Raw genomic sequence first — 26,155 nt, 5'->3', positions numbered from 1 at the left:
GGCAGCGCTCGAACACGGTGTCGACAGCGGCGCCTCCGGGGGAGCGGGGGCGCCGCTGTCCGTATCCGTCGTGCTACGGCAGCCCGTGCACGTGCGGCCCGACCGAACCGGACCAGCTGTTGCCCGCCGCCGCGTCCCAGTTGGTGGACCAGGTCATCGCGCCCCGGATGTCCGGGTACGTCTTGGACGGCTTGAACGTGCCGCAGCCCGTGCCCTTGGCCAGGCATTCCAGGGCGTTGTTCACGACGTCCGGCGCGACGTAGCCGCCGCCGGCCGCCCGCGCGGAGGCGGGGACGCCGATGCCGACCTGCGAGGGCGCGAGACCGTTCTCCAGCTGGATGCAGGCGAGCCCGGTGAGGAAGTCGACCGTGCCCTGGCTGTAGACCTTGCCGTCGCAGCCGAGCATCGAACCGCTGTTGTAGTACTGCATGTTGACCACCGTGAGGATGTCCTTCACGGCGAGCGCGGTCTTGAAGTACTCGGTCGACGGGGACTGCATGTCGATGGTCTGCGGCGCCATCGTCAGGACGAAGCCGGAACCGGCCTTGCCGCCCAGGGACTTGAGCGCCTGCGCCATGTACGTGGAGTTCAGACCGTTCTCCAGGTCGATGTCGACGCCGTCGAAGCCGTACTCCTGCATGAGTTCGTACGCGGAGTCGGCGAAGGCCGTCGCGGAGGCCGCGCTGTTGACCGCCACCGCGCCCTTCTCGCCGCCGACGGAGAGGATCACGGACTTGCCTGCCGCGTGCTTGGCCTTGATGTCGGCCTTGAACTGGTCGACGGTGTAGCCGCCGAGGCCCGCCGAGTCGAGGTTGAAGGCCAGTTGGCCCGGTGTGCCGGTCGCGTCGGCGAAGGAGACGGCGATGATGTCGTAGTCGTCCGGCACGTCGCCCAGCTTCTGTACTTGGGCGCCGTTGTCGAAGTTCTGCCAGTAGCCGGTCACCGCGTGCTTCGGCACGGCGCGGGTCCCGGCACCGGCGGTTCCGGTGTCCGCGTTCGCGGCGCCGCCGCCGGTGAACAGGGCGGTGAGGGCGAGGGCGGTGAGAGCGCCGGTGAGGGCACCGGTCCTTCTCCTGCGTGTGCGGTCCACTGCTGCCTCCGGTGGGGGGAGAGGTGTTTCGGTGGGGGGAGAGAGCTGCTTCGAAACGGTGGCCACCGCCGTGTGCTTGGTCGTACAAGCTGGTCCAGACCAATTGCGTTGTCAAGGGTTCAAGCGTCACTCGTTGCTCAGGGGTAAGTCCCACCTCCACATGAACAGTGCGAAGTTGGGTGTTGGGGCGACCATGACGTGGATATGGTGCTGAGGCAGGAGTGCACGACCACCGGGGGTGTACGCATTGCCGACCGCCATAGCCGTCACCGGCCCCGATCTCGTGCTGCCGTCGCCCGACCGGCACACCCCCTCGGCCGCCGTCCTCCAGTCGGCCGTGCAGTCCCCGCGGGCGTACCCCCTGGACCAGGCGCTCACCGAGATGCACACCCTTATCGAGCACCACGGGTACGTCATCGCCCTCTGCCCCGCCTCCGCGCCCGCCGCCGTCGTCCAGCGGCTGCACGCGGTCCGTTCCGTCCTGGAGAGCGACCGCATCGCCGTCGTCCGCTCGGACCTGCCGCCGCTCGGCCTCGCCGTACTCGCCTTGCAGCTACGGCAGTTGTCCGTCTGCGACTTCAGTCCCGGCGTCCTCGCCTCCGCCGCCCGGCTCCTCTCCCACTACATCTACGCGGGCGCCCTGCTCGGCTCCGTCGCCAAGCTCGACCGGGTCCCCGTCACCCTCCAGTCGCACGCCAAGTCCTGGGTCCCCGGCACCCAGTTCGCGGTCCTCGCCACGCCGCGCCCCGCACTCGTGAAGGTGTCGGGTGGCGACGAGGCGCACCTGCCGGGGCCGGGATTCGGCACGAGGATGCTCTACGCCCCCGGTCGGCTCGCCCCCGACTGGGTGACCGCCACCCTCGCCCCCGCCTGGCACTCCCGGGACGTCACCGAGGCGCGGCTGCCCGGCGAGTCCGCGCGCTGGTGGGCCACCGGCAGACTCGTCGAGTTCGCCGCCGCCATCCCGGACATCTCCGTCCTCTACCAACTGGTGTCGTCCGTCCGCCGCGACGACTGCCACTGGTGCGGCCTCGAACTCATCGGTGACCGCTGCGCGTTCTGCGCCGCACCGCTGCCGCCGCCCTCCGACCGACCCGCACCACCGGTGCGCGCCCTCGTGCCCCGCGGCGCCACCTAGACCCGCATCCGCACCCGCACCCGCACCCGCATCCGCCCCCCCACCTCGTACGAGACCGACGACCACGACCGCACGTGCGCCACCCCGCTCACTGTCCGTAGCCAACCGCACTCGATCGAGGTAGTCCGGCCCATGAACTCACGCCAGCGCCGCGGCATCATCCTGCTGGTCCTGTCGGTCCTGTGCGCGATCGGCGCGTTCGCGGGCGTCCTCTCGGTGATCCGTGACGTGAACTCGAAGGTCGGCCCCGAGGTCCCCGCGTACAAGCTCAAGGGTGATATCGCGCCCTACAAGGAGCTGACCTCCGACCAGTTCGAGAAGGTCGAGATGCCCGAGCGCTGGCTGTCCGACAACGCCGTCACCGACCTCGGTGAGATCCGCGGCAAGATCGCCGTCACCCAGCTGCGGAAGGGCTCGCTGCTGCAGTCCGACATGATCGTCAGGCGGCCCGAACTGGGGCCGGGGCAGCAGGAGATCGCCATCATGATCGACGCGGCGACCGGCGTCGCGGGCAAGATCACACCGGGCGCGACGGTCAACATCTACGCCACCTTCAAGGGCGAGACCGACAAGGCGAAGGACCAGTCCAAAGTCATCGTGGAGGGCGCCAAGGTGCTCGACGTCGGCAAGCTGACCCCGCTCGAACCGAACCAGGACGATCGCACCCGCCGCAGGGCCAGCGAGGCGGTGCCCATCACGTTCGCCCTCGGCACCGCGGACGCGCAGCGCGTCGCCTACGCCGAGTCGTTCGCCACGCACGTCCGGCTCGCCCTGGTCGGCGCGGGCGGCGACGCGACCGTACCGCCCCGCGACCGGACGTACACCCTCGACGAGGACAAGTAGGAGGTCACGTATGACCACAGGAGGTCACGTATGACCATCCGGATCCTCCCCGCCGTCGGAGACACCGACGCGGCCCGCGCCCTGTCCACCCTCACCGGCCAGCTGCCCGACACCGAACCCGCGCTGCCCGTGGGCGACTCCACGGCGCTCCTCGACACCCTCGCCCAGCTCGCCGCCGAATCCGTCGACGAACTGCCCGAGGTCGTCCTCGTCCACGAGCGGATCGGGCCCGTCCCCGCCCTCGACCTCATCCGCGACCTGGTCCTGCGCTTCCCCGCCGTCGGCGTCGTCCTGATCACCGCTGACACCAGCCCCGGCACCCTCACCGCCGCCATGGACTCGGGCGCACGCGGCATCGTCGGCCTCCCGCTCGCCTACGACCCCCTCGCCGAGCGCGTCCAGGCGGCCGCCGCCTGGTCCACCGGGATGCGGCGGCACCTGGGCAGCGGGAGCAGCGGCCTTGAGCTGTACGCGGGCAACGGCGCCGGGTCCGGCGGCGCGGGCACCGTCGTCGCGGTCAGCGGCGCCAAGGGCGGCGTCGGGACGACCGTGACGGCCGTCCAGCTCGCCCTCGCCGCGAGCGCGTCGGGCCGTACGACCGCCCTCCTCGACCTCGACCTGCAGTCCGGGGACGTCGCCTCCTACCTCGACGTGCAGTTCCGGCGCTCCATCGCCGACCTCGCCGCCATCAGCGACATCACCCCCCGCGTCCTTCAGGACGCCATATACACCCATGAGACCGGCATCGGCCTGCTCCTCGCCCCCGCCGAGGGCGAGCGCGGCGAAGAGGTCACCGACCGGGTCGCCCGCCAGATCATCGGCGCCCTGCGCGCCCGGTACGACGTCGTGGTCGTCGACTGCGGCGCCTACGTCACAGCGGCGAGCGCCACCGCCGTCGAACTCGCCGACCAGGCCCTGCTCCTCGTCACCCCCGACGTCGTCGCGGTCCGCGCCGCCAAACGCATGGTGCGGCTCTGGGACCGCCTGCAGATCCGCAAGGCCGAGGAGACCGTCACCGTCGTCAACCGGCACGGCAGGACCGCGGAGATCCAGCCCTCCCTGGTCGAACGCGTCACCGGCACGCGGACAGCCCGTTCCACCGTGCCCGCCTGTTTCAAGGAGTTGCAGGGCGCGGTCGACGCGGGCCGCATGCAGGACCTCGACAGCCGCTCCTCGGTGAAACAGGCACTGTGGGCCCTCGCGGGCGAACTGGGCCTCGTCGACCCGGAGGCGGCGGGCACCGGCGCCAGACGAGGGGGCCTGGCCCTGCGCAGAAAGGCGGCGACCGGCGACCGGGGCGCCGTCACCCTCGAATTCGCCGGTATGTTCCCGCTGCTCCTCGTCGTCATGACGATCCTCTGGCAGTGCGCGCTGTACGGGTACTCGTACGCCCTGGCCGGGAACGCGGCGGACGAGGCGGCGCGGGCGGCCACGGCGGCGTACGCGGCGGGGGCGGACGAGGCGGGCGCCTGCTCGTCGGCGGCCCGGGAACACCTGCCGGACGCCTGGCAGGACGCGGACGTGAGATGCGCGCCCGAGGGCGCGGTGTACAAGGCGCACGTACGGGTGGACGTGCCCGTGTTCTTCCCCGGCTTCGACGCGGGGTGGAAGGTCCACGGCGAGGCGGGGGCGGCGCTGGAGGGGGATGACGGGTGAAACGGGCCGGGTTCTTCGCGAGGTTCCGGGGCCGCAGGGGCGGGGCCTCTGGGACCCCCGGGGCCTCCGGGGCCTCCGGGGCCTCCGGGGCCTCCGGGACCCCCGGGGCCCACGGGACCCCCGGGGCCCACGGGGCCTTCGGACGTCGGCGCCCCTGGGGCGACCACGGCGTATCCATGCTGGAGTTCGCCGGATTCCTGCCGATCCTGCTGCTCGTCGGCCTCGCCACGATCCAGCTGGGCCTCGTCGGATACGCCGCCAACCAGGCCGGTTCCGGCGCCCGCGCCGCCGCCCGCGCGGCCTCGCAGGGCGACTCGGGGCAGGCGGCGGGCGCGGCGGCCATGGACGGCGACCTGAGCTCCTCGATCGCGGTCGGCGGGGGCGGCGACACGACGACCGCCACCGTCGAGGTCCAGGTTCCGACGCTGCTCCCCTTCATCGGCTCGGACTGGAGCGTCACCAAACAAGCCACCATGCCCAACGACGACGCCCCGGACGACTGAACCGTGCCGAACTCTCGTACCCCGGCCCGTACCCCGGCCCGTACCCCGGCCCGTACGCCAGCCCGACGGCCAGCCCGTACGCCAGAAGGAGGTCGAAGGACGCCATGAGCCTGCGCGACCGCGTGGCCCCCACCCACCAGACCGAGCCGAGCCGCGACGACGGCCTCGTGGCCGTCTACCGCTCCAAGCTCCTGGAGGAGATCGACCTCGCCGAGATGTCGTCGCTCGCGGCGGCGGACCGCCGGGTCCGCCTGGAACGCGTCCTCGGCCACATCATCAGCCGCGAGGGCCCCGTCCTCTCCACCTCCGAGCGCGCCCAGCTGATCCGCCGCGTCGTCGACGAGGCCCTCGGGCTCGGCGTACTCGAACCGCTGCTCGCCGACCCGTCCATCACGGAGATCATGGTCAACGGCCCCGACTCGATCTTCGTCGAGCGCGCGGGCCGGGTGGAACAGCTCCCCCTCCGCTTCGCCTCGAACGAGCAGCTGATGCAGACCATCGAACGCATCGTCTCCACGGTCAACCGCCGCGTCGACGAGTCGAACCCCATGGTCGACGCCCGCCTCCCCACCGGCGAACGCGTCAACGTCATCATCCCGCCGCTCGCCCTCACCGGCGCCACCCTCACGATCCGCCGCTTCCCGCGCGCCTACACGCTCCCCGAACTCATCGGCCTCGGCTCCCTCGACGAGCACATGCTGATGCTGCTCGCCGCGTTCGTGCGCGCCCGCTTCAACCTCATCGTCAGCGGCGGTACGGGCACCGGCAAGACGACCCTTCTCAACGCACTGTCCGGACTGATCCCCGCCCACGAGCGCATCATCACCATCGAGGACTCCGCCGAGCTGCAGCTCCAGCAGGAGCACGTGATCCGCCTCGAATCCCGGCCCCCCAACGTCGAGGGCAAGGGCCAGATCACCATCCGCGACCTCGTCCGCAACAGCCTGCGCATGCGCCCCGACCGCATCATCGTCGGCGAGGTCCGCGGCGGCGAGACCCTCGACATGCTCCAGGCCATGTCGACGGGCCACGACGGCTCGCTCGCCACCGTCCACGCGAACACCGCGGAGGACGCCCTCATGCGCATGCAGACCCTCGGCTCCATGTCGGAGGTCCAGATCCCCTTCGAGGCCCTCAAGGACCAGATCAACTCGGCCGTCGACGTCGTCGTCCAGCTCGCCCGGCACGGCGACGGCTCCCGCAAGGTCGCCGAGATCGTGCTGCTCGTCAGCCACGGCCGCCAGCAGTTCCGCATCGTGCCCGTCACCCGCTTCGTGCCGCGCCCGCTCGGCGCCGACCGCGTCGTGCACGGCTACTACGAGCACCTGCCGCTGCCGCGCGAGGTCGCCGACAAGCTGTACGTCGCCAACGAACCGGTACCGCCCGCCTTCGGCGTCGCGGACGCCGTCGACGTCGTGAACACGAGGGAGGCGATCGGATGAACAACCCCGCTGTCCTCGCGCTGGGCGCCACGATCCTCACGGGCACCCTCGCCGTCGCCGGAGTCCACACGTACGCGTCGGGCCGGGCGCAGCGCCAGGCCCTCGTCGACCGCCTCGCGCTCGGCCCCGGCACGGGCGACGGCGGCCCGCCCGGCCGCTCCCGCCGCTTCGCCGCCGTCGACCGCCGCCTGCGCCGCACCCGCCTGGGCCGCTCCCTGCACCTGCGCCTCTCGGCGACGGGCCTGGACCTGACGCCCGGCGAGTTCTTCACGTACGTCGTCGCGGTCGTCGCCGCGCTCTGGCTGATAGCGGCGGCCACGCTGGCCCCCTTCTTCGGCCCGATCGCGGGCGTGGTGGCGGTATGGAGCGCGCTCGCCTTCCTCAACTGGCAGCGCCAGAAGCGCATCGAGGCCTTCATCAACCAACTCCCCGACGTGGCCCGCATTCTGGCGAATGCGACGGCGGCGGGTCTGGCCCTGCGCACCTCGCTCGCCATGGCGGCGGAAGAGCTGGAGGCCCCCGCGGGCGAGGAACTCTCGCACGTGGCCGACCAGTTGACCCTGGGCCGCTCCATCGACGACACCCTGGGCGAACTGGCCGAACGCCTCCCCTCCCGGGAGCTGATAGTCCTCGTGACGACGCTCGTCCTGTCCAACAAGGCGGGCGGCACGGTGGTCAACTCCCTGCGCAACCTCACCCAGACCCTTGAGGACAGGAAGGAGACCCGGCGCGAGGTCCGCACGATGCTGTCGGAGGTCCACGCGACGGCGTTCACGGTCCCGCTGCTCGGCCTCGGCTCCCTGCTCCTCATCAACTCCTCGAACGAGGGCGCGCTGGAGCGCGTGACCGGCTCACCGCTCGGCCAGACACTGATCCTCGTCTCGCTGGGCCTGTACGGAATCGGCTTCTTCGTGATCAGACGCCTCGGCAAGATCGAGGTCTAGAAAACAACGGCAGGGTGGAGGAGTTACGTTGCTGGGCTTGCTGCTCGCGGTCGCGATGGGTCTCGCCGTGGCGGGCGTCTGCCAGGGCGTCCGCATGTACCGCGCGGACGCGAAGCTCCCCTCCGACCTGGCCGTCGCCCTGGAGGTCGGCGCGACCCGCGTCTCGGTGGCGGGCTCCGCCGTCGACCGCCTCGGCATGCGCTTCGCCCCCCTCGTCCTGCGCATGATGGGCCCGAAGCGGGTCGACGCGAAGCGCCGCAGGATAGACATGGCGGGCAACCCCGGCGGCCTGACCATCGACCGGTACGCGGCCCGCCGCGCCGTCTACGGCGTCTTCGGCCTCGTCCTCGGCCTGGTCTTCCTCACCAACGGCTCCCCGCTCTTCGGCCTCCTCACCCTGGCCTTCGGCGCGATCGCGGCGGACGGCCTGATCTGGCAGGCGATCCGCGAACGCCGCGAGGTCATCGACCGCACGCTCCCCGACTTCCTGGACGTCCTCGCCGTCGTCGTCTCGGCGGGCCTCGGTTTCCGTCAGGCGCTCGACCGCGTGGCGGAACGGTACGAGGGGCCGTGGGCGGACGAACTCCGCATCACCCTGCGCCAGATGGACATGGGCGTCAGCCGCCGCCAGGCCTTCGACGAACTCCGCCGCCGCAACGCCTCCGAACAGGTCGCCCAGTTCGTCTCCGCGCTCCAGCAGGGCGAGGAGCTGGGCTCCCCGATCGCCGACACCCTGATCCAGCTCGCCACGGACATGCGCCGCACGGACGCCCAGAACTCCCGCCGCAGGGCGGCCAAGACGATCCCCAAGGCGACGATGGTGACCCTGGTCTTCATGCTCCCGGCCACGATGATCCTGATCGCCGCCGGAATGTTCCTCGGCTCGGGCTCCGACTTCGGCTCCATCCTGGGCCGTTAGCACCAGGTTCGCGAAAGCCCTTCGCGGATGCAACTCGATGTGGGACAGTCAGAATTGAGTTCACGGTTCGCGTGAGGGGACGTCGTGCATGGTGATCTCACCGAGGGGGAAGAGAACCCGCCAACTTGCGGGCCGGGCACTCCGGTTGCCGCATCCGTTGCGCAGAGTTGCTGCCGATGCACGCGTGGTGGCGTACGTTGCCTCTGACTGCAACGGTCGCGGTATCAGGTGGGAGAGAAGGGGCCGTCGTGCTGAAGGAACGCGCGCTCAAGGTCTGGGTGGACTGGACGATTGCCGTGACGTCCCGGGTCCGGGGGGAGAGCCGGGATGCGGGGGCGGGGTTTGTGGAGTATGCGGGGCTGATGATTCTTATTGCGGGGATCTATACGTTGATCGACGGCCTGGCGCTCGACAACAAGATCTCCACAGCGATCGGCAATGCGGTGAGCGACGTCGTCGGAGGATGACGCGCTGCCATCTGCGGAACGACCGAGGGCAGACTCTCCCCATCTACATCTGGATGACGGGGATTCTGCTCTTCGTCGCGTTCGCCTTCTTTGCCTTCGCCCAGGCTGCTTCTGCTCGGAACGGCGCTCAATCAGCAGCTGACGCAGCTGCCTTGGCCGCAGCCCAGGACGTCAGGGATGAAATCGCGGACGGGTTGGGGACAGCCATCGGAGGAGACGATGACTGGCTGGACTGGCTTGCGGGTGACAAGTTCACCGGCGCTGGGGCCCGGGGGGCGGCCGACGCCTTGGCTGCTGCCAACGACTCAACCGTTATCGGCTTTGGGCTGGACGAGGTGAACGGCTACCCGGGGTTCTGGGCAGAGATCGAGACCTCGTACACCGTCGGGGACTCGATCATTCCGGGCACGGAGTCCAAGCACGCCAAGGCGGACGCCACCGCCATCATCAAACCGCGCTGCGACGTCGCTCCTTCGGCTGCCCCGGAGAAGGCCGTGGAAGTCAAGTGCGATGGCGGTGAATCCTTCGAGATCGATCCAGAGGACTTCGAACTGGACGACCTCCCGGACGCATCCGTCCTCTTCTCTGTCCATCTGGCCGACTGACGGCGATCGACGAAAGAAGGAAGCGGTAGCGATGAACATTCGGCGCTGGATGATGGGCCGTAGGGCCTTGACCGCTGCTGCGATCGCCGCTGGATTTGTTCTCACGCTCGCCGGTTGTGGTGGGGGTGGCGGGGATGGAGACAAGCCGGACAAGAACTCCAAGTCCACGGCGGCCGACAACCAGAACGACGGTAAGGCCAAGGAGACGGAGGAGCCTGCGGAGGATCAGGTTCTGGCTGAGGCAAAGGGCGACGGCGTCACTCTGGTGATTACTGGTGCGGATCGTGATGACGGTGGTTTCCTCACCGTCTTGGGCAAGGTGACGAACACGTCCGGAGGCCTGTGGACAGGTGGCCAGTGGCGCGGCGACGAAAAGGAGCTACAGAAGAACGGTGGATCTGTGGCCGGTGCCAGCCTCGTGGACGGTCAGGGCAAGAAGCGGTACCTGGTTCTTCGCGACACCAGCGGGCGCTGCCTCTGCACCAAGTTCGAGGGCGGTATCGACTCGGGGCAAACGGTCGACTGGTTCGCACAATTCCCCGCCCCACCCGAGGGGACCGACACCGTCACCTTCCAAGTGGGTTCCATGCCCCCCGCCTCCCTCGACATCTCCGACGGCGAGTGACCCGTGACCCGCCACCTCCGCCGTACCGCAGGCGCAGCCACCCTCACCGTGCTGGCTCTGCTCCTGGGGCCGGCGCCCGCCTGGGCCGACGACAAAGACCCCACCACCCCCCCCGGCAGCACCACCACCTCCCCACCCCCCGAAGTCGACTCCACCAGCCCGGGGCTGAAGCTCGCCGACGGCGCCACGCTCGCGCCCGCCAAGGTGCTGGACATCAAGTCCGTCGTCGAGGACCTCGGCGGCGAGGAGCGCCGTGAGGACACCAACACGGACGTGAAGTTCGCGCTACAGGCGGAGGTGCTGTTCCCCAAGGACAGCTCGAAGCTGAACCCCGAGGCGAGCGCCCGGATCAAGGCGATCGCGGAGGAGGCCAAGAACCAGAAGGCCACGGACGTACGGGTGTTCGGGTTCACGGACAGCCTCGGGTCCTACGACCATGGCAAGAAGCTCTCCCGCGAACGCGCGGAAGCCGTGCACGACACGATGGCGGGCTACCTCGGCCCGGAGGTCACGTACTCCGTACGCGGCTACAGCGAGGACTACCCGATCGCGGACAACGGCTCCGAGGAGGGCCGCAGGAAGAACCGCCGGGTGGAGGTCTCCTTCCCGCGTGGCAGCGAGGGGGCCGCGTCCGAAGGCGCTCCCGAAGGCACTACGGGCTGAGCCACGGATACCGCCCGACGTCCGCGCCCGCGTAATCCGGGTCCAGATAGATGAAGCAGCGCTGGATCAGCCAGTCCCGTATCTCGAAGACGTCGCAGAAGCGGCCCGCGCCCCACGCGGGCAGGCCCTCGCGCCAGGCCCCGTCCCGGTGCTGGCCGTGGCTCGTGCCCTCGCAGACGACGGTGTCCGTACCGGAGAAGATCCAGTTGAAGTCGGCGTAGTGGTGCGTGATGGAGCGGAGCGTGCCGCCCACGTCGCCGAACATCCGCCCGATCTCCGCCTTGCCTTCGGCGAGGCCCCACTTCGGGAAGTACACCTGGGCGTCGTCCGCGAAGAGATCGAGGAGCGGTGCGCCGCCGGAGGTCTTGCCGCCCCGGTCGAAACCCTTGAGGTACTCGAGCGCAACCGACTTCCGTTGCTCGTCCGTCATGGTGTGCCGGGTCACTGTCACACCCGGGGAGTCTGACGGGCCCCGCCCCCACGTCAAGCCCGCCCGCGCGTCAGGCCCGCCCCCACGTCAAGCCCGCCCCCACGTCAAGCCCGCCCGCGCGTCGCGCCGTCCGGCAGGATTGCCCCATGAGCAGCCCCACTAACCCCACCACCCCCGGCCCCGTGCCCCACCCCGCACCCCACCCCACCCCCCGCCGCCCCTTCGAGGACCTCGTCGCCGAGGCCGAGGCCGCGTCCACCGAAGGGTGGGACTTCTCCTGGTTCGAGGGGCGGGCCACCGAGGCGCGGCCCTCGTGGCGGTACGCCGAGGCCATGGCGGAGCGTCTCGCCGGGGCGTCCGCGAGCCTCGACATCCAGACCGGCGGCGGCGAGGTGCTGGCCTCCGCCGCCGCTCTGCCGCCGCTCGCCGTGGCCACGGAGGGCTGGCCCGCGAACGTCGCCAAGGCCACCGCCCTGCTGCACCCGCGCGGCGTGGTGGTCGTCGCCTCGCCCGAGGACGCGCCGCTGCCGTTCGCGGACGGGGCGTTCGACCTCGTCACCAGCCGGCACCCGGTGAAGGCCCACTTCGACGACATCGCCCGCGTGCTGCGCCCCGGCGGCACGTACTTCGCTCAGCACGTCGGGCCCGCCAGCGTCTTCGAGGTCGTCGAGTACTTCCTCGGGACCCAGCCGGCGGACGTCAGGAACGGCCGCCATCCCGATCTGGAGCGCGCCGAGGCCGAGGCGGCTGGGCTCGAGGTCGTGGATCTGCGGGCCGAGCGGCTGCGGATCGAGTTCTACGACATCGGGGCGGTCGTCCACTTCCTGCGCAAGGTGGTGTGGATGGTCCCCGGCTTCAGCGTGGAGAAGTACCGGCCGCGACTGCGCGAGCTGCACGACCGGATCGAGGCGGAAGGCCCCTTCGTGGCCCACAGCACCCGGCACCTCTTCGAGCTTCGCAAGCCGGTGAGGTCGGACAGTGAGTGAGTAGCCGTCAGCGACAACAGGGTTAATAGCGTCGCCTAATTCAGGAATACGGTTTCTTCGCCCGCATCCCTCATATCGTGACGTACGACCCGTAATCGAAGCCTTGATTCCGCATCGTTATCAATACTGGCTCGATGTGCCCGTCGATGTCACGTAAGTTCAGACCAAGGCTAATTCGCGTGAGCAAATCTACGCGGGCGGTGCCGTGCGGTGGAGGGGGCCGCGCGGCGCCGCGAGCCGTCACTCCGTAGCGCGCCCGGCGTCTCGCACGACGATCCGCGCACCCCGGCGCACGCCCCACCGGGCCAGCGCCCCGGCCTCCGCCTCGATCACGTACCTGGCCCGCGGCCGCGGCAGCCCGACCCGCCCCGGGCGCATCGTCCGCACGGACAACACGCGCAACTTCCGATCGAGATACGCCACATCAATGGCGAACCGCATCCGCACGGTGTGCACACTGCTCGCGGGTGCCAGCAGGAGCGCCCCCGTCACCCCCGCGCGCCCGAGCAGCCCCCGCCGCCGCGCCCGCGCCGACTCCGCGATCTCCAGGGGGATCTCCGGGGGCGCCTCCGGGGCCGGGTCCGGGAACTCCCGGGGGGAGGGTCCGGGCGGGGGAGGGGACACCGTCATCGTCGCCATGCCGCGAAATTAGCGCCACGGCCACCCGGGGCGTCAAGCGCGCGAACCGCGCGGGGGTCCCTCTTGTGGGGTACCGCCACGCCCGGCCGAAATACGCCCCAGAACCCCTGATTCCGCCGGTAGAACGGGATCGCGCAGTCGTCGGCCGGTCTCGGAGAGTAGTTGTGGCGCGCCAATGCACCCAGCAGCACTTACGAAGGGTTATGGTGGAAACCCCCCCTCGGGCCGGTCCGTCTCCCCCCCACGGACCGGCCCGATTTTTTGTGCCACGGCGTGGCCGAAGATCGACATCCGGTTATCGTCAGGGACATGTCGAACCAATTCCCCCCTCCGCCCCCGGCGCAGCCCAACCCCCAGCCCAATCCTCAGCAAGGCCTCCCCACATACACCGGCCCCGCCCAGGACCCGGGCTACGGGCAGGGGCCCGGCTACGGATACGGCCCCGGATACCCCGGCCAGCCCGGCTACGGGCAGGGCCCGATGGGCCCGCAGACGATGCCCGGCGTCGTCCGCGCCGCGCAGATCGTCACCTGGGTGCTCGCCGGACTCACCGTCATCGGCAGCATCCTCCTGATAGCCATCTCCAATCCTGAGACGGCGGGCGCGGCCCTCGGCGTGAACGTCTGCCTGCTCGTCGCCGCCGGCATGGCCTTCCGCTTCGGCACCGCGGGCAACGGCATCCGCGTCACGTGCATCGTCCTGATGAGTGTGCAGATCCTGTTCGGACTCGGCGGCGCCGCCGCGGGCAACCCCGGCGGGCTGCTGCCGCTGCTCGGTTCGATCGCCGTCGTCATCCTGCTCTCGCAGGGCATTGCGGGCGCGTGGTTCAAGCGGCCGCGCGCCTGACGCGACGGTCTGACGCGACGTTCTGACGCGACGCGGCGAGCGGCGGGGAGCCCCGGGACGGAACACATCCGGCCCGAGGCTCCCGCACATCCACACCCGCACATCCACACCCGCACATCCACACCCGCACGTCTACCCGCGGGCCCCGTACCCCTCAGCCGCGCCCGGCCCAGATATTGGTGCCGGGCGTCGACACCGCGAACGTGTCGATCGCGGACAGCTCCGCGTCCGTCAGCTTCGGACCGGCGAGCGCCGCCACGTTCTCCTCCAACTGCTTGACGCTGGAGGCGCCGATCAGGGCGGAGGTCATCCGCTCGTCGCGCAGCACCCAGTTCAGGGCGAGCTGCGCGAGGGACTGGCCGCGGCCCGCCGCGATGTCGTTCAGGCCGTTCAGCCGGCGCACGACCTCCTCGCTCAGCAGGCCCGGGTCCAGGGATTTGCCCTGTGTCGCGCGCGAACCCTCCGGGATGCCCTTCAGGTACTTGTTCGTCAGCAGGCCCTGGGCGAGCGGCACGAAGGAGATGCAGCCCATGCCCGCCGCCTCCAGGGTGTCCAGCAGCCCGTCGTCCTCGGTCCAGCGGTTGATCATCGAGTACGAGGGCTGGTGGATGAGGGCCGGGACGCCCATCTCCCGCAGCAGCCGCGCCGCTTGTGCGGTCTGCTCGCTGTTGTACGAGGAGACGCCCACGTACAGCGCCTTGCCCTGCTGGACGGCGGAGGCGAGGGCACCCATCGTCTCCTCGAGCGGGGTCTCCGGGTCGAAGCGGTGGGAGTAGAAGACGTCTACGTAGTCGACGCCCATCCGATCGAGCGACGCGTCCAACGACGACAACAGATATTTGCGGCTGCCCCACTCGCCGTACGGGCCGGGGTGCATGAGGTAGCCGGCCTTGGTCGAGAGGATCAGTTCGTCGCGGTACGGGGCGAAGTCCTGGGCGAAGATCTTGCCGAAGTTGAGCTCGGCCGAACCGGCCGGGGGGCCGTAGTTGTTCGCCAGGTCGAAGTGCGTGACGCCCAGGTCGAAGGCGCGTCGCAGGATTTCGCGCTGCGTGCCGAGGGCGTTGTCGTCGCCGAAGTTGTGCCAGAGCCCGAGGGACACCGCGGGCAGTTTCAGGCCGCTGCGACCCGTCCGCCGGTACTCCATCGAGTCGTAACGGTCCGGTGCCGCGCGATACAGAGACGTGTCGTTCATGGGTACGAAGCTACTTCAGGGTCCTGCCACCCGACTGTGGAGGGACGCTCGAGCGGCGGTAGGGTGTCGCCCTCGGGGTTGCTCTGGGCGCACCCCCGGAGATCGCCATCTGCTGGAGGCTGACACACGTGAACCTGCGCGACCTGGTGTACGGACTTTACGCACGCCGGGTGGAAGGCCGCCTCGACCACGACCAGGTGCCCAAGCACATCGGCGTCATCCTCGACGGCAATCGCCGTTGGGCCAAGGCGGCGGGCGGGACCACCGCTGAGGGCCACCAGGCGGGTGCACACAAGATCGAGGAGTTCCTCGGCTGGTGCGCGGAGACGGACGTCGAGGTCGTGACGTTGTGGATGCTCTCCACCGACAACTTCGACCGGCCCCCGGACGAGCTGACGCCGCTCCTCGGCATCATCGAGGGCACCGTCCGCGCGCTCGTCGCGGACGGCCGCTGGCGGGTCCACCACGTCGGCGCCCTCGATCTGCTGCCGGGCCACACCCAGACGGTCATGAAGGAAGCCGAAGAGGCGACCCACGCCAACACCGGAATACTGGTCAACGTGGCCGTCGGCTACGGCGGCCGCCAGGAGATCGCCGACGCGGTCCGCTCGCTGCTCCTGGAGCACGCGGACAACGGCGCGAGCCTGGAGGAGGCCGCGGAGAGCGTCGACGTCGACCAGATCTCCAAGCACCTCTACACCAGCGGCCAGCCGGACCCGGACCTGGTGATCCGAACGAGTGGTGAGCAGCGTCTCTCCGGATTCATGCTCTGGCAGTCGGCCCACTCCGAGTACTACTTCTGTGAAGTCTTCTGGCCGGCCTTCCGCAAGGTCGACTTCCTGCGTGCGCTGCGTGATTACGCGGCCCGCCACCGCCGCTACGGCGGCTGACCCGCATACGCCCCTGAGGTCGGGGTAACCCGGAGTTAACCAACGCGTCGTCATATGCCCTGGCATGGCTGCGCTTGTTCGAGGGAATAAGCCTTCCAGGTCGACGTCCGATTCACGGATGTCGTATCTCAGCGGACGGCATGGGCCGTCCGCCCGGGAGGCCCGTTGCACCAGGACGACCGTGTGAGCAGCACGGGCGACGTGGAGGGCCGGTGCTCGGCCCGCGCAGCGCGGCCCGCGACCGGTCCGGCTCACACCCGCCGGATCGCGCCCGGCAACCCTCCCGTCGCTCCCCGACCTCATCCGAGGGGGTACGTCCTTCCGTGGTGACCAGCACAAAGCGCCGCATGCCCGACAGGCGCACCTATGTTCTCGACACCAGCGTTCTGCTGGCCGATCCGAACGCCCTGACCCGCTTCGAGGAGCACGAAGTCGTGCTGCCGATCGTCGTGGTGACAGAGCTGGAGGCCAAGCGGCACCATCCGGAGCTCGGATACTTCGCCCGGCAGGCGCTGCGCCTGCTGGACGACTTCCGCATCCGGCACGGCCGCCTGGACGCCCCGATCCCGATCGGGGATCTCGGCGGTTCGCTGCGCGTCGAGCTCAACCACTCCGATCCCGGCGTGCTTCCGGCCGGCTACCGGTTGGGGGACAACGACTCACGGATTCTCGCCGTAGCGCGCAACCTGCAGGCCGAGGGGTACGACGTCACCGTCGTCTCCAAGGACCTGCCGCTCAGGATCAAGGCGTCGTCGGTGGGGCTCCTCGCCGAGGAGTACCGCGCCGAGCTCGCCATCACGGACTCCGGCTGGACCGGCATGTCCGAACTGACGCTCTCGGGCGAGCAGGTGGACCTCCTCTTTGAAGAGGACACCCTGTACGTACCCGAGGCGGCGGACCTGCCCGTGCACACGGGCCTCACCATCCAGTCGGAGCGGGGCAAGGCGCTGGGCCGCATCACGGCCGACGGCAACGTCCGGCTCGTACGCGGCGACCGGGAGGCCTTCGGTCTCAAGGGGCGCAGCGCCGAGCAGCGGATCGCGCTGGATCTGCTCCTCGACCCGGACGTCGGCATCGTCTCGATGGGCGGCCGTGCGGGCACCGGCAAGTCGGCGCTCGCGCTCTGCGCGGGCCTGGAGGCCGTTCTGGAGCGCAGGCAGCACCAGAAGGTGATGGTCTTCCGGCCGCTGTACGCGGTGGGCGGGCAGGAGCTCGGCTATCTGCCCGGCACCGAGGCCGAGAAGATGGGCCCCTGGGCGCAGGCGGTCTTCGACACGCTCGGTTCGGTGGCGGGGAAAGCGGTCATCGAGGAGGTCACGGCGCGCGGCATGCTCGAAGTGCTGCCGCTCACCCATATCCGCGGGCGCTCCCTGCACGACGCGTTCGTGATCGTGGACGAGGCGCAATCCCTGGAACGGAACGTCCTGTTGACCGTTCTGTCCCGTATCGGGGCGAACTCCCGTGTCGTACTGACCCATGACGTGGCGCAGCGCGACAACCTCCGGGTGGGGAGGTACGACGGTGTGGTCGCCGTCGTCGAGAAGCTGAAGGGGCATCCGCTCTTCGCGCACGTCACGCTCACGCGATCGGAGCGGTCGCAGATCGCGGCCCTGGTGACCGAAATGCTGGAGGACGGTCACATCTGAGGCAGTTCACGGCAGTTGCCCCACAGTTGGCGCCGCCCGGCGAAGCAAAGGAGCCTAGCCGGGCGGCGTCTTGCTGCGCCCCTGTTTCCGTAAAACTCCTGGGGCAAACGGGGTGTGAGCTTTCCCACGCAACGGAGAATTGCCTTGCGGTGTCCGGCTGGGGCAGAGTCTGGGTCCTGTCAGGCCCCGCATGCGACACACGTGTACCCCTAGGGGTACGACAACTCGAGCACCACAGAACTTCATAGTGACCGTCGCATGCCGCCCGAAGCACCACGCGACGCTCCCGTAACGGGAGTTGAGCACCGGGTCCGAGCCTCCCGTGACCGAACGACCAGCGGAGGCCAGCGCCAGGGGCACGATTGCGTCCGCGGGGTCACCTGTGCGGGCGATGCTGGAAGGAAACCGTGTGAGCCGGATTTCGGTCCGGGGATTCGCCGTGGCTTCTGCCACCGCGGTCACCACCGTCGGCGCTGTCGTGGGTGTTGCCTCGGGCAACACCCAGCCCTCGAACTCGAACGACTTTGAGGCAGCGGCAAGCGACGCGACGCTCCTCGCAGACATACCCGCGGGTCAGCAGGCCCAGGTCCAGACCGCGTCCCTGACGCAGCAGGCCGACGCGCAGGCCACGGCCGCCGACAACGCCGCGAAGAAGACCGCCGCGGAGGAGGCCCGTAAGCAGGCCGCCGCCTCGGCGATCGAGAAGCAGCAGGCCGCGGAGAAGGCGGAGAAGGAGGAGGCGGCCAAGAAGGCCGCCGAGAAGAAGGAGCGTGAGGACAAGGCCGAGACCAAGGCCAGCCGCTCCTCCGCCCGCGACGCCTCCAGCTTCGAGCCGCAGGGCTCTTACACGGTTGCCCAGGTCCAGGCGATGGCACGGCAGATGGTCCCCGGCGACCAGTTCCAGTGCTTCAGCAACATCGTCAACCATGAGTCGACGTGGAACTACAAGGCCACCAACGCCGGTTCGGGCGCGTACGGCCTCGTCCAGGCGCTGCCCGGTTCCAAGATGTCCTCGGCGGGCTCCGACTGGCAGACCAACCCGGCCACGCAGATCAAGTGGGGCCTGGGTTACATGAACGACCGCTACGGAAGCCCGTGCGGCGCCTGGAGCTTCTGGCAGGCGAACAACTGGTACTAGGCCGCACTCCGGCCCTACCGGTGCTCAACCTTGAGAGGCCCCTCACCGTCCTTCGGTGGGGGGTCTCTCCCGTGTACGGTCGGTGCGACAGCTCCAGGGGGGAGTGGTGGGGAAAGACGGGGGTAGAGGACGGATCATGTCGCGAGTGCCAGGGTGGCTCGGCCGGGTTGGCGCCGGACTGAGCGGGATGGGCGAGCGGTTGAACGAGCAGCGCCGCGACAAGGACGCCGACTCGGACGCCGACGAGCCGAGAGAATCCGTCGTCGAGAACGATCACGATGACAGTGAAGACAACGAACACGTGCCGGCGCCGCCCGCGTACGCGCCGGCCATAGCGGCGAGACCCGACCCCGTGGACGCCGTGCCGTGGGGCGTGCGGGTCGCCGCCGAGGCGGGCTGGCGGATGCTGGTCCTCGCGGGCACCCTCTGGGTCCTGATGAAGGTCATCAGCGCGGTGCAGCTCGTGGTGCTCGCGTTCGTGGCCGCCCTGCTGATCACCGCGCTGCTGCAGCCCACGGTGGCCCGGCTCAAGAACCTCGGTCTGCCGCGCGGGCTCGCGACGGCGGTCACCGCGATCCTCGGCTTCGTCATCATGGGCCTGGTCGGCTGGTTCGTGGTGTGGCAGGTCATGGAGAACGCCGACGAACTGTCCCGGCAGGTCCAGGACGGCATCGAGGATCTGCGCAAGTGGCTCCTCAACAGCCCGTTCCATGTGACCGAGGACCAGATCAACGACATCGCGAAGAGCCTGCGTGACGCGGTCGGCTCCAACACGGAGGAGCTCACCTCCGCGGGCCTGGAAGGCGTCACCGTCATCGTCGAAATGCTGACCGGCATCCTGCTCGCGATGTTCTCGACGCTCTTCCTGCTGTACGACGGCAAGCGCATCTGGCAGTGGTTCCTGAAGCTGATGCCCGCTCAGGCGCGGCCCGGCATCGCGGGCGCGGGTCCGCGGGCCTGGCGCACGCTCACCGCGTACGTGCGCGGCACGGTGATAGTGGCTCTGATCGACGCCATCTTCATCGGCCTCGGAATCTACTTCCTCGGGGTGCCGATGGCGGTGCCGCTCGCCGTCATCATCTTCCTCGCCGCGTTCGTGCCGCTGGTCGGCGCCGTGGCCTCCGGCGCGCTCGCCGTGGTCGTCGCCCTGGTCACGCAGGGCGTGTTCACCGCGGTGATGGCGCTGGCGGTGGTCCTCGCGGTGCAGCAGATCGAGGGGCACATCCTGCAGCCGTTCATCCTCGGCCGCGCGGTGCGGGTGCATCCCCTCGCGGTGATCCTGTCCGTCGCCGCGGGCGGCATGGTCGCCGGGGTCGGCGGTGCGGTCGTGGCGGTGCCGCTGGTCGCCGTCACGAACACGGTCGTCGGCTACCTCCGGTCCTATGCCCGCGAGGCCGCGCTGAAGCAGGCTCCGCAGCCCAGGGGCGCGACCGCCCTGGACTCCGCGGCCGTGTCGGCGTCCGCGCCGGAGCGTACGGACGACCCGCAGGAGTAGCCCGCGCACACAAAGAGTGGGGCCCGGAACCTTTCGGTTCCGGGCCCCACTCTTTTACGAGCTTCGGTTACGAGCTCCGGCGGAACTACGCGAGGTGAGCCTCGGAGTCCAGCGTGACGCCCACCGCCTGGATGACCGCGGCGACCTTGAAGGCCTCCTGGATCGTCTCGCGGTCGACGCCTGCCTTGCGCAGGACCTGCTCGTGCGAGTCCAGGCACTGGCCGCAGCCGTTGATCGCGGAGACCGCGAGGGACCACAGCTCGAAGTCGACCTTCTCGACGCCCGGGTTGCCGATGACGTTCATCCGCAGACCGGCGCGCATCGTCCCGTACTCCGGGTCGGAGAGCAGGTGGCGCGTGCGGTAGAAGACGTTGTTCATCGCCATGACGGCGGCGGCCGACTTGGCGGCCGTGTACGCCTCGGGGGAGAGGTTGGCCTTCGCCTCGGGCTCGAGCTCGCGCAGCACCTTCGGGGAGCGGGAGGCGATCGCGCAGGCGAGCACCGTGCCCCAGAGCTGCTGCTTGGGCAGGTCCGAGTTGCCGATGACCGAGCCGAGGTTCAGCTTCAGGTCCTTGGCGTAGTCCGGAACGGCGGACTTCAGTTCGTCGAGTGCCATGTCAGAAAACTCCTGTTCACTCGCCCGAGAGCAGCGCGACCGGGTCCAGGGTCTCGTCGCCCTGGGTCCAGTTGCAGGGGCACAGCTCGTCGGTCTGCAGGGCGTCGAGGACCCGGAGGACCTCCTTGGGGTTACGGCCCACGGAACCGGCGGTCACCATCGTGAACTGGATCTCGTTGTTCTGGTCGACGATGAAGACGGCGCGCTGCGCGAAGCCGTCCTCGCCCTCGATGCCGAGGTCACGCATGAGCTCGTGCTTCGAGTCGGCCAGCATCGGGAAGGGCAAGTCCGTCAGGTCCGGGTGGTCCTTGCGCCAGGCGTGGTGCACGAACTCGGAGTCACCGGAGAAGCCGAGGACCTGGGCGTCACGGTCGGCGAACTCGTCGTTCAGCTTGCCGAACGCCGCGATCTCGGTCGGGCACACGAAGGTGAAGTCCTTGGGCCACGCGAAGACGATCTTCCACTTGCCCTCGTAGGTCTTGTGGTTGATCTGCTCGAACTCCGAGCCCTTCTCCAGCGAGACACAGGCGGTCAGGTCGAACTCGGGGAACTTGTCACCGACAGTGAGCACACGTACTCCTTGCGACAAGGAAAATCCCTTTTGAGGAGATTCCTATGGGGTTGGACTGAAGTCGATGTTGGCACAGGGTGCATTGATTACGGAAATAGCTAGAGTGGGTCATGTTGATCGGAGGTGGTTATCAGTGCGAGCCATACATAGGGGCAAGCCGTCACAGGGCAGACAGCCCAGCCTGGCGCAGTTGCGCGCCTTCGCCGCCGTGGCCGAGCACCTGCACTTCCGGGACGCCGCCGCCGCGATCGGAATGAGCCAGCCGGCGCTCTCCGGGGCCGTTGCCGCGCTGGAGGAGGCACTGGGTGTCAAGCTCCTGGAGCGGACCACCCGTAAGGTACTGCTCTCGCCCGCGGGCGAGCGGCTCTCCGTACGGGTCAAGGCGGTCCTCGGCGAGGTCGAGGCGCTCATGGAGGAGGCCGACGCGGTCAAGGCGCCGTTCACCGGCGCGCTGCGGCTCGGCGTGATCCCGACCGTGGCACCGTACCTGCTGCCCACGGTGATCGCGCTCGTCCACGAGCGGTACCCGGACCTGGACCTCCAGGTGCACGAGGAGCAGACCTCCTCGCTCCTCGAAGGGCTCACGGCGGGACGGCTCGACCTGCTGCTGCTCGCGGTGCCGCTCGGCGTGCCGGGGGTGAGCGAACTGCCGCTCTTCGACGAGGACTTCGTGCTCGTCACGCCCCTTGACCACTGGCTCGGCGGCCGCGAGGGGATTCCGCGCGAGGCGCTGAAGGAGCTCAACCTGCTGCTCCTCGACGAGGGGCACTGCCTGCGCGACCAGGCCCTCGACATCTGCCGGGAGGCGGGCCGCGCGGAGGCTCCCGTCACCACGACCGCCGCCGGGCTCTCCACCCTCGTCCAGCTGGTGGCCGGCGGGCTCGGCGTGACGCTGCTGCCGCGTACGGCGGTGCGGGTGGAGACCAGCCGCAGCAATCAGCTCCTGACCGGGTACTTCGCCGATCCCGCGCCGACCCGGCGGATCGCCCTCGCGATGCGGACGGGGGCTGCGCGGGCGGCCGAGTACGAGGAGTTGGCGCGGGCCTTGCGGGGGGCCGTGCGGCCGTTGCCGGTGCGGGTGGTGTGAACCTGCACCGGCAACGGCCGTGGGGTCGCTTCTGATTGCGCGGGGCGGTGTGGGGGCGCTCCCCCCAGGGCCCTACTCCGTGCGCAGTCCGTCCGGGCGCATCATGCGCCGCAGCGGCGGCAGGCTGAGGAGCGTGACGACGGCTACCATCGCCGCGCCCGCGCCCGTCAGCGGCAGGAACGACCACCAGTCGGTGACCCCCTTGCCGATCATGCGCGTCATGACCACGCCCAGGCCGAGACCGCCGCCGATCGCGAGGGCGAGGCCCAGGGCGACGGGGATCGCCGTCTGCCACAGGAGCGACCACGCCATCGACGAGCGGCGCGTGCCGAACGCGGTGAGCGCGGCCAGGAGGCGCTTGCGCTCGCGGAGTTGCTCGATCATCGACACCAGCATGGACGCGGCGATCAGCGCCATGGTGACGGCCGCGCCGATCTGCAGGCCGCGCGCGATGGACGCGTACTGCTTGTCGCGGTCGACCGCCTTCAGCGAGTCCACGCCGAGGAACGGGCTGATGTGTGCCGCGGTGTTGCGCACGTGTTCCTCGGCGTCCGGCGCCTTCGGGTCGAGCTTGACCCAGGAGGACGTCGACGCGTCGTCGAGCTTCTTGATGTCGACCGCGCCGGGCGTCGCGAAGATGCCGTCCATCTTCGTGCCGGACGGGTTCGGCCGGGCCTTGACGGTGGGCGTGCCCTTCGGCAGCGTCCACAGGACCGGCTTCGCCCCCTTGTTGAAGTCGGGGTCGGGCCCGACGTTGACGGGCTTGCCGGGGCGTGCGGTCGCGTCCACCCAGTCGTTCTGCTCCTTGCTGCCCGTGTGCGCGACGAAGGTGTCGCCGTCCTTGCACGAGTCGAGGTCCGCCAGCTCGCGCAGGGTCGCGCAGGTGCCGATGGTCAGCTCCGTGGTCGGCGTCAGGCCGTCTTCCTTCTTGCCGCCGGGGCGGGTGACGTACGCCTGCACGGTCCCGATGACCTTGGTGACGCCCTCGGTCTTCGTGAAGTCGTCGATCATCCGCTGGGCGAGCGCGCCGTCGCCGGAGCCGCTGCGGACCGTGAGCTGCGCACGCGTGGTGTCCTGGCCGGTGACCTGGGTGAAGTCGTCGTGCATGGACGCGAACATCATCTGTAGCGCCACCGCGCCCGCCACCGCGACGGTGATCCCGCTGACCGCGCGGGACGCCGTGCCCGACGTCAGTTGCAGCCTGCGGACGGCGAGCTGCCAGGGCACGGGACCGCCGTGCAGCCGCCCCACGACGGCCTCGACGAGCCAGGGAAGGAGCGCGCTGAGCCCGATCAGGGCGAGCGACGAACCCACCGCGATCGCCGTCACGTTGACGGCGTCGTTGCCCATGTCGCGGTCGATGCGGCCGGAGAGGAGCAGGATGCCGATACCGGCGACCGGCAGGACGACGCGCCACCACAGGCGGCGCCTCCGCTGCTTGCCGCCCCTGACCACACCGAGCGGCTCGATGGCGACCGAGCGCAGCGAGATCAGCGTCACCAGGACCGCCGACACCGGTACGGCCACCGCGATCAGCACCACCAGGCCGGACGCGGGCACCATGTCGGACGGGTACGCGCTGACGTTCGTCAGGTCGACCATGCCCACCAGTTGGCGCATGAGCAGGAAGAGGACCGCGCCGAAGGCCAGCCCGACGAGCGCGCCGAACAGCGCCTCGCCCGCGGCGATCCTGCGCACCGAGCGGGCGCTCGCGCCGACCAGGCGCAGCGCGGCGAGCCGCCGGTCGCGCCGGTCGCCGCCGAACCGCACCGCGGTGCCGATGAAGATCGCCACCGGGGTGAGCAGGACGACGCAGATCAGGACGACGAGCGCCATCAGGAACGGGTCGAGGGGCAGCGAGTCGTCCTCGCCGAAGCCCTCGAAGCGATGCGCTCCGTGCGCCGATGTGAGCGTGTCGGCGCCGACGTAGTAGTAGAGCTCGACCGGGGACATGAGCCCCGCCTCACCGATGGTCCCGGCCTGCTTGTACGCGCTGAAGCGCTCCTTGAGCAGGGTGTTCGCCGGGTCGTCGAGCACGTCGCGCAGCGCGGGCGAGACGACCATCTCGCCGGGCCCGGGGATCTTGTCGAGGCCCGGCGGCAGGACCGGGTGGCCGCCGTCGGCCTTCAGGAACTTGCCGGTCGCGGTGCGCCCGTGGAACTCGGTGCCGGTGTCGCGCACCATCAGCGTCGTGTCGCTCGCCGCGGGCGGCTTGCCGTCCGCCGAGAAGTGCGGCGTGCGGGCGACGGCGCGGTCGTCGCGGTTCTCCAGGAGGTTGGGCACGGAGGCCGCGCCGAGCAGCAGGGCGACGCCGAGGCCGACGCCCACGGCGGTCAGGATCGTACGGATCCAGCCTTCGCGGCCGCCGCCGGAGGCGAACCGCATGCCCATGCCGAGGTCGCGCAGCCAGGCGGTGCCGCCGGACGGGGTGGTGGCGGTCGCGGGCGCGGCGGGGGCCTGCGGGCGGACCCGGGTGGCACTCATGCGATCCGCTCCATGTCGCGGGACTTGCCGTCGCGCACGACGATCTCGCGGTCGGAGTAGGCGGCGACGCGGGTCTCGTGGGTGACCAGGACGACGGCCGCGTTGGTGGAGCGGGCCGCGTCGGTCAGGAGCTCCATGACGCGTTCGCCGTTGAGGGAGTCGAGGGCGCCGGTCGGCTCGTCGGCGAAGATGACGCGCGGGCTTGTGGCGAGCGCGCGGGCGACGGCGACGCGCTGGCCCTGGCCGCCGGACGCCTCGCCGGGCCGCTTGGCGGCGACGTCGTCGACCTCCAGGCGCTCCATCCAGGTGCGGGCCGTCGCCTCGGCGGCCTTGCGCTTGACGCCGTTGAGGCGCAGCGGGAGCGCGACGTTCTCGACGCAGGTGAGCTCGGGGACGAGCTGGCCGAACTGGAAGACGAAGCCGAACTCGCTGCGGCGCAGGCCGCTCAGCTCGGCGTCCGACATGTCGGTCAGCGAGCGGCCGCCGTACGTGATGGAGCCCGCGTCGGGGCGGACGATCCCGGCGAGGCAGTGCAGCAGGGTCGACTTGCCGGAGCCGGAGGGGCCCATGACGGCGACGACCTCGCCGGGGTGGATGGAGAAGGCCGCGCCGTCGAGCGCGGTGGTCGGGCCGTACTCCTTGCGGAGTCCTTCGGCCGCGAGGAGGGAACCTGCGGGGGTCATGCGGAGCGCACCTCCTGGGCGAGCTTGCCGAGACGTGCGGCGGCCAGCTCCAGCCAGCGCAGATCGGCTTCGAGGTGGAAGAGCGCGTGGTCGCAGATGAGCTGGTCGGCGAGATCGCCCTTGCGCTTGCGGTCGGTGAGGATGCGCATCAGGCGCAGGTGCTCCGCGCGCTGTACGTCGAGGAGTTCGGCGGCGTCGCGTTCGGTGAGGAGCGCGAGGACGACCTTGGTGTAGAGGGTCGACTGAAGGTAGGGCTCCGGCTTCTCCGGGGTGGCGAGCCACCGCTGGACATCCGTGATGCCGGCTTCGGTGATCGCGTACCGCTTGCGCTCGGGTCCGCCGCCCGCCTCTATGCCGTCGACCTCGACGAGGCCGTTCTTCAAGAGCCGGGACATGGTCGAGTAGACCTGCCCGTAGTGCAGGGGCTTGTCGTGCCCGAACTTCTCGTCGAAGGCGCGCTTGAGGTCGTAGCCGTGCCGGGGGCCGGACTCCAGGAGACCCAGAAGGGTGTGGCCAATGGACATGCTGAGCACTCTACACGGTGTGTATACGTGCGG

General features: G+C 70.0%; 27 protein-coding genes. 18 read left to right on the top strand and 9 right to left on the bottom strand.

What is annotated here, in order from left to right:
- Positions 1–73: 73 nt before the first annotated feature.
- On the bottom strand, positions 74–1,090 hold the full coding sequence (locus tag ABZ953_RS03095) for a chitinase (protein ID WP_361715808.1): 1,017 nt from the start codon (positions 1,088–1,090) through the stop codon (positions 74–76).
- Between the two features lie 238 nt (positions 1,091–1,328).
- Here ABZ953_RS03095 and ABZ953_RS03090 point away from each other — a divergent pair, with 238 nt between their 5' ends.
- The 11 genes from ABZ953_RS03090 to ABZ953_RS03040 all read left to right on the top strand — a co-directional run bounded on the left by ABZ953_RS03090 (position 1,329) and on the right by ABZ953_RS03040 (position 10,895).
- Positions 1,329–2,228: a hypothetical protein gene (locus ABZ953_RS03090; RefSeq protein WP_361715805.1), complete on the top strand. Its 900-nt coding sequence runs from the start codon at positions 1,329–1,331 to the stop codon at positions 2,226–2,228.
- Positions 2,229–2,360: 132 nt separating this feature from the next.
- Positions 2,361–3,071: a Flp pilus assembly protein CpaB gene (gene cpaB / locus ABZ953_RS03085; RefSeq protein WP_361715802.1), complete on the top strand. Its 711-nt coding sequence runs from the start codon at positions 2,361–2,363 to the stop codon at positions 3,069–3,071.
- A gap of 30 nt (positions 3,072–3,101) precedes the next feature.
- A complete protein-coding gene (locus tag ABZ953_RS03080; RefSeq protein WP_361715799.1) occupies positions 3,102–4,727 on the top strand; it encodes an AAA family ATPase in 1,626 nt (541 codons plus the stop codon).
- 176 nt (positions 4,728–4,903) lie between these two features.
- On the top strand, positions 4,904–5,230 hold the full coding sequence (locus tag ABZ953_RS03075; RefSeq protein ID WP_361715796.1) for a TadE/TadG family type IV pilus assembly protein: 327 nt from the start codon (positions 4,904–4,906) through the stop codon (positions 5,228–5,230).
- A 104-nt stretch (positions 5,231–5,334) separates the two neighbouring features.
- Entirely contained in the window at positions 5,335–6,672 is a 1,338-nt protein-coding gene (locus tag ABZ953_RS03070) for a CpaF family protein (RefSeq protein WP_361715793.1), read from the top strand.
- Positions 6,669–7,616, top strand: a complete 948-nt coding sequence (locus ABZ953_RS03065; RefSeq protein WP_361715790.1) for a type II secretion system F family protein — start codon at positions 6,669–6,671, stop codon at positions 7,614–7,616. The genes ABZ953_RS03070 and ABZ953_RS03065 overlap by 4 nt, the downstream gene beginning before the upstream one ends.
- A 28-nt stretch (positions 7,617–7,644) precedes the next feature.
- Entirely contained in the window at positions 7,645–8,535 is an 891-nt protein-coding gene (locus ABZ953_RS03060) for a DUF5936 domain-containing protein (RefSeq protein WP_361715787.1), read from the top strand.
- Positions 8,536–8,813: 278 nt separating this feature from the next.
- Positions 8,814–9,002, top strand: coding sequence for a hypothetical protein (locus tag ABZ953_RS03055; RefSeq protein WP_361717009.1), 189 nt, complete (start codon positions 8,814–8,816; stop codon positions 9,000–9,002).
- Positions 8,999–9,607, top strand: a complete 609-nt coding sequence (locus ABZ953_RS03050) for a pilus assembly protein TadG-related protein (RefSeq protein WP_361715784.1) — start codon at positions 8,999–9,001, stop codon at positions 9,605–9,607. The genes ABZ953_RS03055 and ABZ953_RS03050 overlap by 4 nt, the downstream gene beginning before the upstream one ends.
- A gap of 31 nt (positions 9,608–9,638) precedes the next feature.
- The gene (locus ABZ953_RS03045; protein WP_361715781.1) at positions 9,639–10,232 is read left to right on the top strand and encodes a hypothetical protein; all 594 of its coding nucleotides are present in this window, start codon (positions 9,639–9,641) and stop codon (positions 10,230–10,232) included.
- A gap of 48 nt (positions 10,233–10,280) precedes the next feature.
- Positions 10,281–10,895 carry an OmpA family protein gene (locus tag ABZ953_RS03040; protein ID WP_361717006.1) on the top strand — a complete coding sequence of 205 codons (615 nt, stop codon included), beginning with the start codon at positions 10,281–10,283 and terminating at the stop codon, positions 10,893–10,895.
- Here the strand turns inward: ABZ953_RS03040 and ABZ953_RS03035 are convergent.
- Positions 10,885–11,325, bottom strand: coding sequence for a nuclear transport factor 2 family protein (locus ABZ953_RS03035; protein ID WP_361715778.1), 441 nt, complete (start codon positions 11,323–11,325; stop codon positions 10,885–10,887). The two genes, ABZ953_RS03040 and ABZ953_RS03035, sit on opposite strands and share 11 nt — an antisense overlap.
- Before the next feature lie 146 nt (positions 11,326–11,471).
- On the opposite strand from ABZ953_RS03035, the gene ABZ953_RS03030 reads away from it, so the two are divergent.
- A complete protein-coding gene (locus tag ABZ953_RS03030; protein ID WP_361715775.1) occupies positions 11,472–12,311 on the top strand; it encodes a class I SAM-dependent methyltransferase in 840 nt (279 codons plus the stop codon).
- 240 nt (positions 12,312–12,551) lie between these two features.
- Here the strand turns inward: ABZ953_RS03030 and ABZ953_RS03025 are convergent, their stop codons facing one another.
- Positions 12,552–12,941: a DUF192 domain-containing protein gene (locus ABZ953_RS03025; protein WP_361717003.1), complete on the bottom strand. Its 390-nt coding sequence runs from the start codon at positions 12,939–12,941 to the stop codon at positions 12,552–12,554.
- 318 nt (positions 12,942–13,259) lie between these two features.
- Between ABZ953_RS03025 and ABZ953_RS03020 the strand changes: the two genes are divergently transcribed.
- The gene (locus tag ABZ953_RS03020) at positions 13,260–13,796 is read left to right on the top strand and encodes a hypothetical protein (protein WP_361715772.1); all 537 of its coding nucleotides are present in this window, start codon (positions 13,260–13,262) and stop codon (positions 13,794–13,796) included.
- Positions 13,797–13,950: 154 nt separating this feature from the next.
- On the opposite strand, the gene mgrA is transcribed toward ABZ953_RS03020, so the two are convergent.
- Positions 13,951–14,988 (bottom strand): L-glyceraldehyde 3-phosphate reductase, encoded by a 1,038-nt coding sequence (mgrA, locus tag ABZ953_RS03015; RefSeq protein WP_361715769.1) that lies wholly within the window; start codon positions 14,986–14,988, stop codon positions 13,951–13,953.
- Between the two features lie 128 nt (positions 14,989–15,116).
- Between mgrA and ABZ953_RS03010 the strand changes: the two genes are divergently transcribed.
- From ABZ953_RS03010 to ABZ953_RS02995, 4 genes are all read left to right on the top strand, one after another.
- The gene (locus ABZ953_RS03010; RefSeq protein ID WP_361715766.1) at positions 15,117–15,878 is read left to right on the top strand and encodes an isoprenyl transferase; all 762 of its coding nucleotides are present in this window, start codon (positions 15,117–15,119) and stop codon (positions 15,876–15,878) included.
- 323 nt (positions 15,879–16,201) lie between these two features.
- Entirely contained in the window at positions 16,202–17,524 is a 1,323-nt protein-coding gene (locus ABZ953_RS03005; RefSeq protein ID WP_361715763.1) for a PhoH family protein, read from the top strand.
- Positions 17,525–17,915: 391 nt separating this feature from the next.
- Positions 17,916–18,662 (top strand): lytic transglycosylase domain-containing protein, encoded by a 747-nt coding sequence (locus ABZ953_RS03000; RefSeq protein ID WP_361715760.1) that lies wholly within the window; start codon positions 17,916–17,918, stop codon positions 18,660–18,662.
- A 136-nt stretch (positions 18,663–18,798) separates the two neighbouring features.
- Positions 18,799–20,157: an AI-2E family transporter gene (locus ABZ953_RS02995; protein ID WP_361715756.1), complete on the top strand. Its 1,359-nt coding sequence runs from the start codon at positions 18,799–18,801 to the stop codon at positions 20,155–20,157.
- An 85-nt stretch (positions 20,158–20,242) separates the two neighbouring features.
- Here ABZ953_RS02995 and ABZ953_RS02990 read toward each other — a convergent pair whose 3' ends face one another.
- Both ABZ953_RS02990 and ABZ953_RS02985 read right to left on the bottom strand, forming a co-directional pair.
- Positions 20,243–20,773 (bottom strand): alkyl hydroperoxide reductase, encoded by a 531-nt coding sequence (locus ABZ953_RS02990; RefSeq protein ID WP_361715753.1) that lies wholly within the window; start codon positions 20,771–20,773, stop codon positions 20,243–20,245.
- Positions 20,774–20,789: 16 nt separating this feature from the next.
- Positions 20,790–21,344: a peroxiredoxin gene (locus ABZ953_RS02985; protein WP_361715750.1), complete on the bottom strand. Its 555-nt coding sequence runs from the start codon at positions 21,342–21,344 to the stop codon at positions 20,790–20,792.
- Between the two features lie 133 nt (positions 21,345–21,477).
- On the opposite strand from ABZ953_RS02985, the gene ABZ953_RS02980 reads away from it, so the two are divergent.
- A complete protein-coding gene (locus ABZ953_RS02980) occupies positions 21,478–22,431 on the top strand; it encodes a LysR substrate-binding domain-containing protein (protein ID WP_361715747.1) in 954 nt (317 codons plus the stop codon).
- Positions 22,432–22,503: 72 nt separating this feature from the next.
- Here ABZ953_RS02980 and ABZ953_RS02975 read toward each other — a convergent pair whose 3' ends face one another.
- From ABZ953_RS02975 to ABZ953_RS02965, 3 genes are read right to left on the bottom strand one after another with little or no spacing between them, the layout of a single operon-like run.
- Positions 22,504–24,915: an FtsX-like permease family protein gene (locus ABZ953_RS02975; protein ID WP_361715744.1), complete on the bottom strand. Its 2,412-nt coding sequence runs from the start codon at positions 24,913–24,915 to the stop codon at positions 22,504–22,506.
- Complete coding sequence (locus ABZ953_RS02970) at positions 24,912–25,598, bottom strand: ABC transporter ATP-binding protein (protein WP_361715741.1); 687 nt, start codon at positions 25,596–25,598, stop codon at positions 24,912–24,914. Before ABZ953_RS02970 ends, ABZ953_RS02975 begins: the two co-directional genes overlap by 4 nt.
- A complete protein-coding gene (locus ABZ953_RS02965; RefSeq protein WP_361715738.1) occupies positions 25,595–26,122 on the bottom strand; it encodes a PadR family transcriptional regulator in 528 nt (175 codons plus the stop codon). Before ABZ953_RS02965 ends, ABZ953_RS02970 begins: the two co-directional genes overlap by 4 nt.
- Positions 26,123–26,155 lie beyond the last annotated feature (33 nt).

Source organism: Streptomyces sp. NPDC046465 (assembly GCF_040646035.1).
Classification (GTDB): Bacteria; Actinomycetota; Actinomycetes; order Streptomycetales; family Streptomycetaceae; genus Streptomyces.
This window is presented reverse-complemented; position numbering and strand designations above follow the sequence as displayed.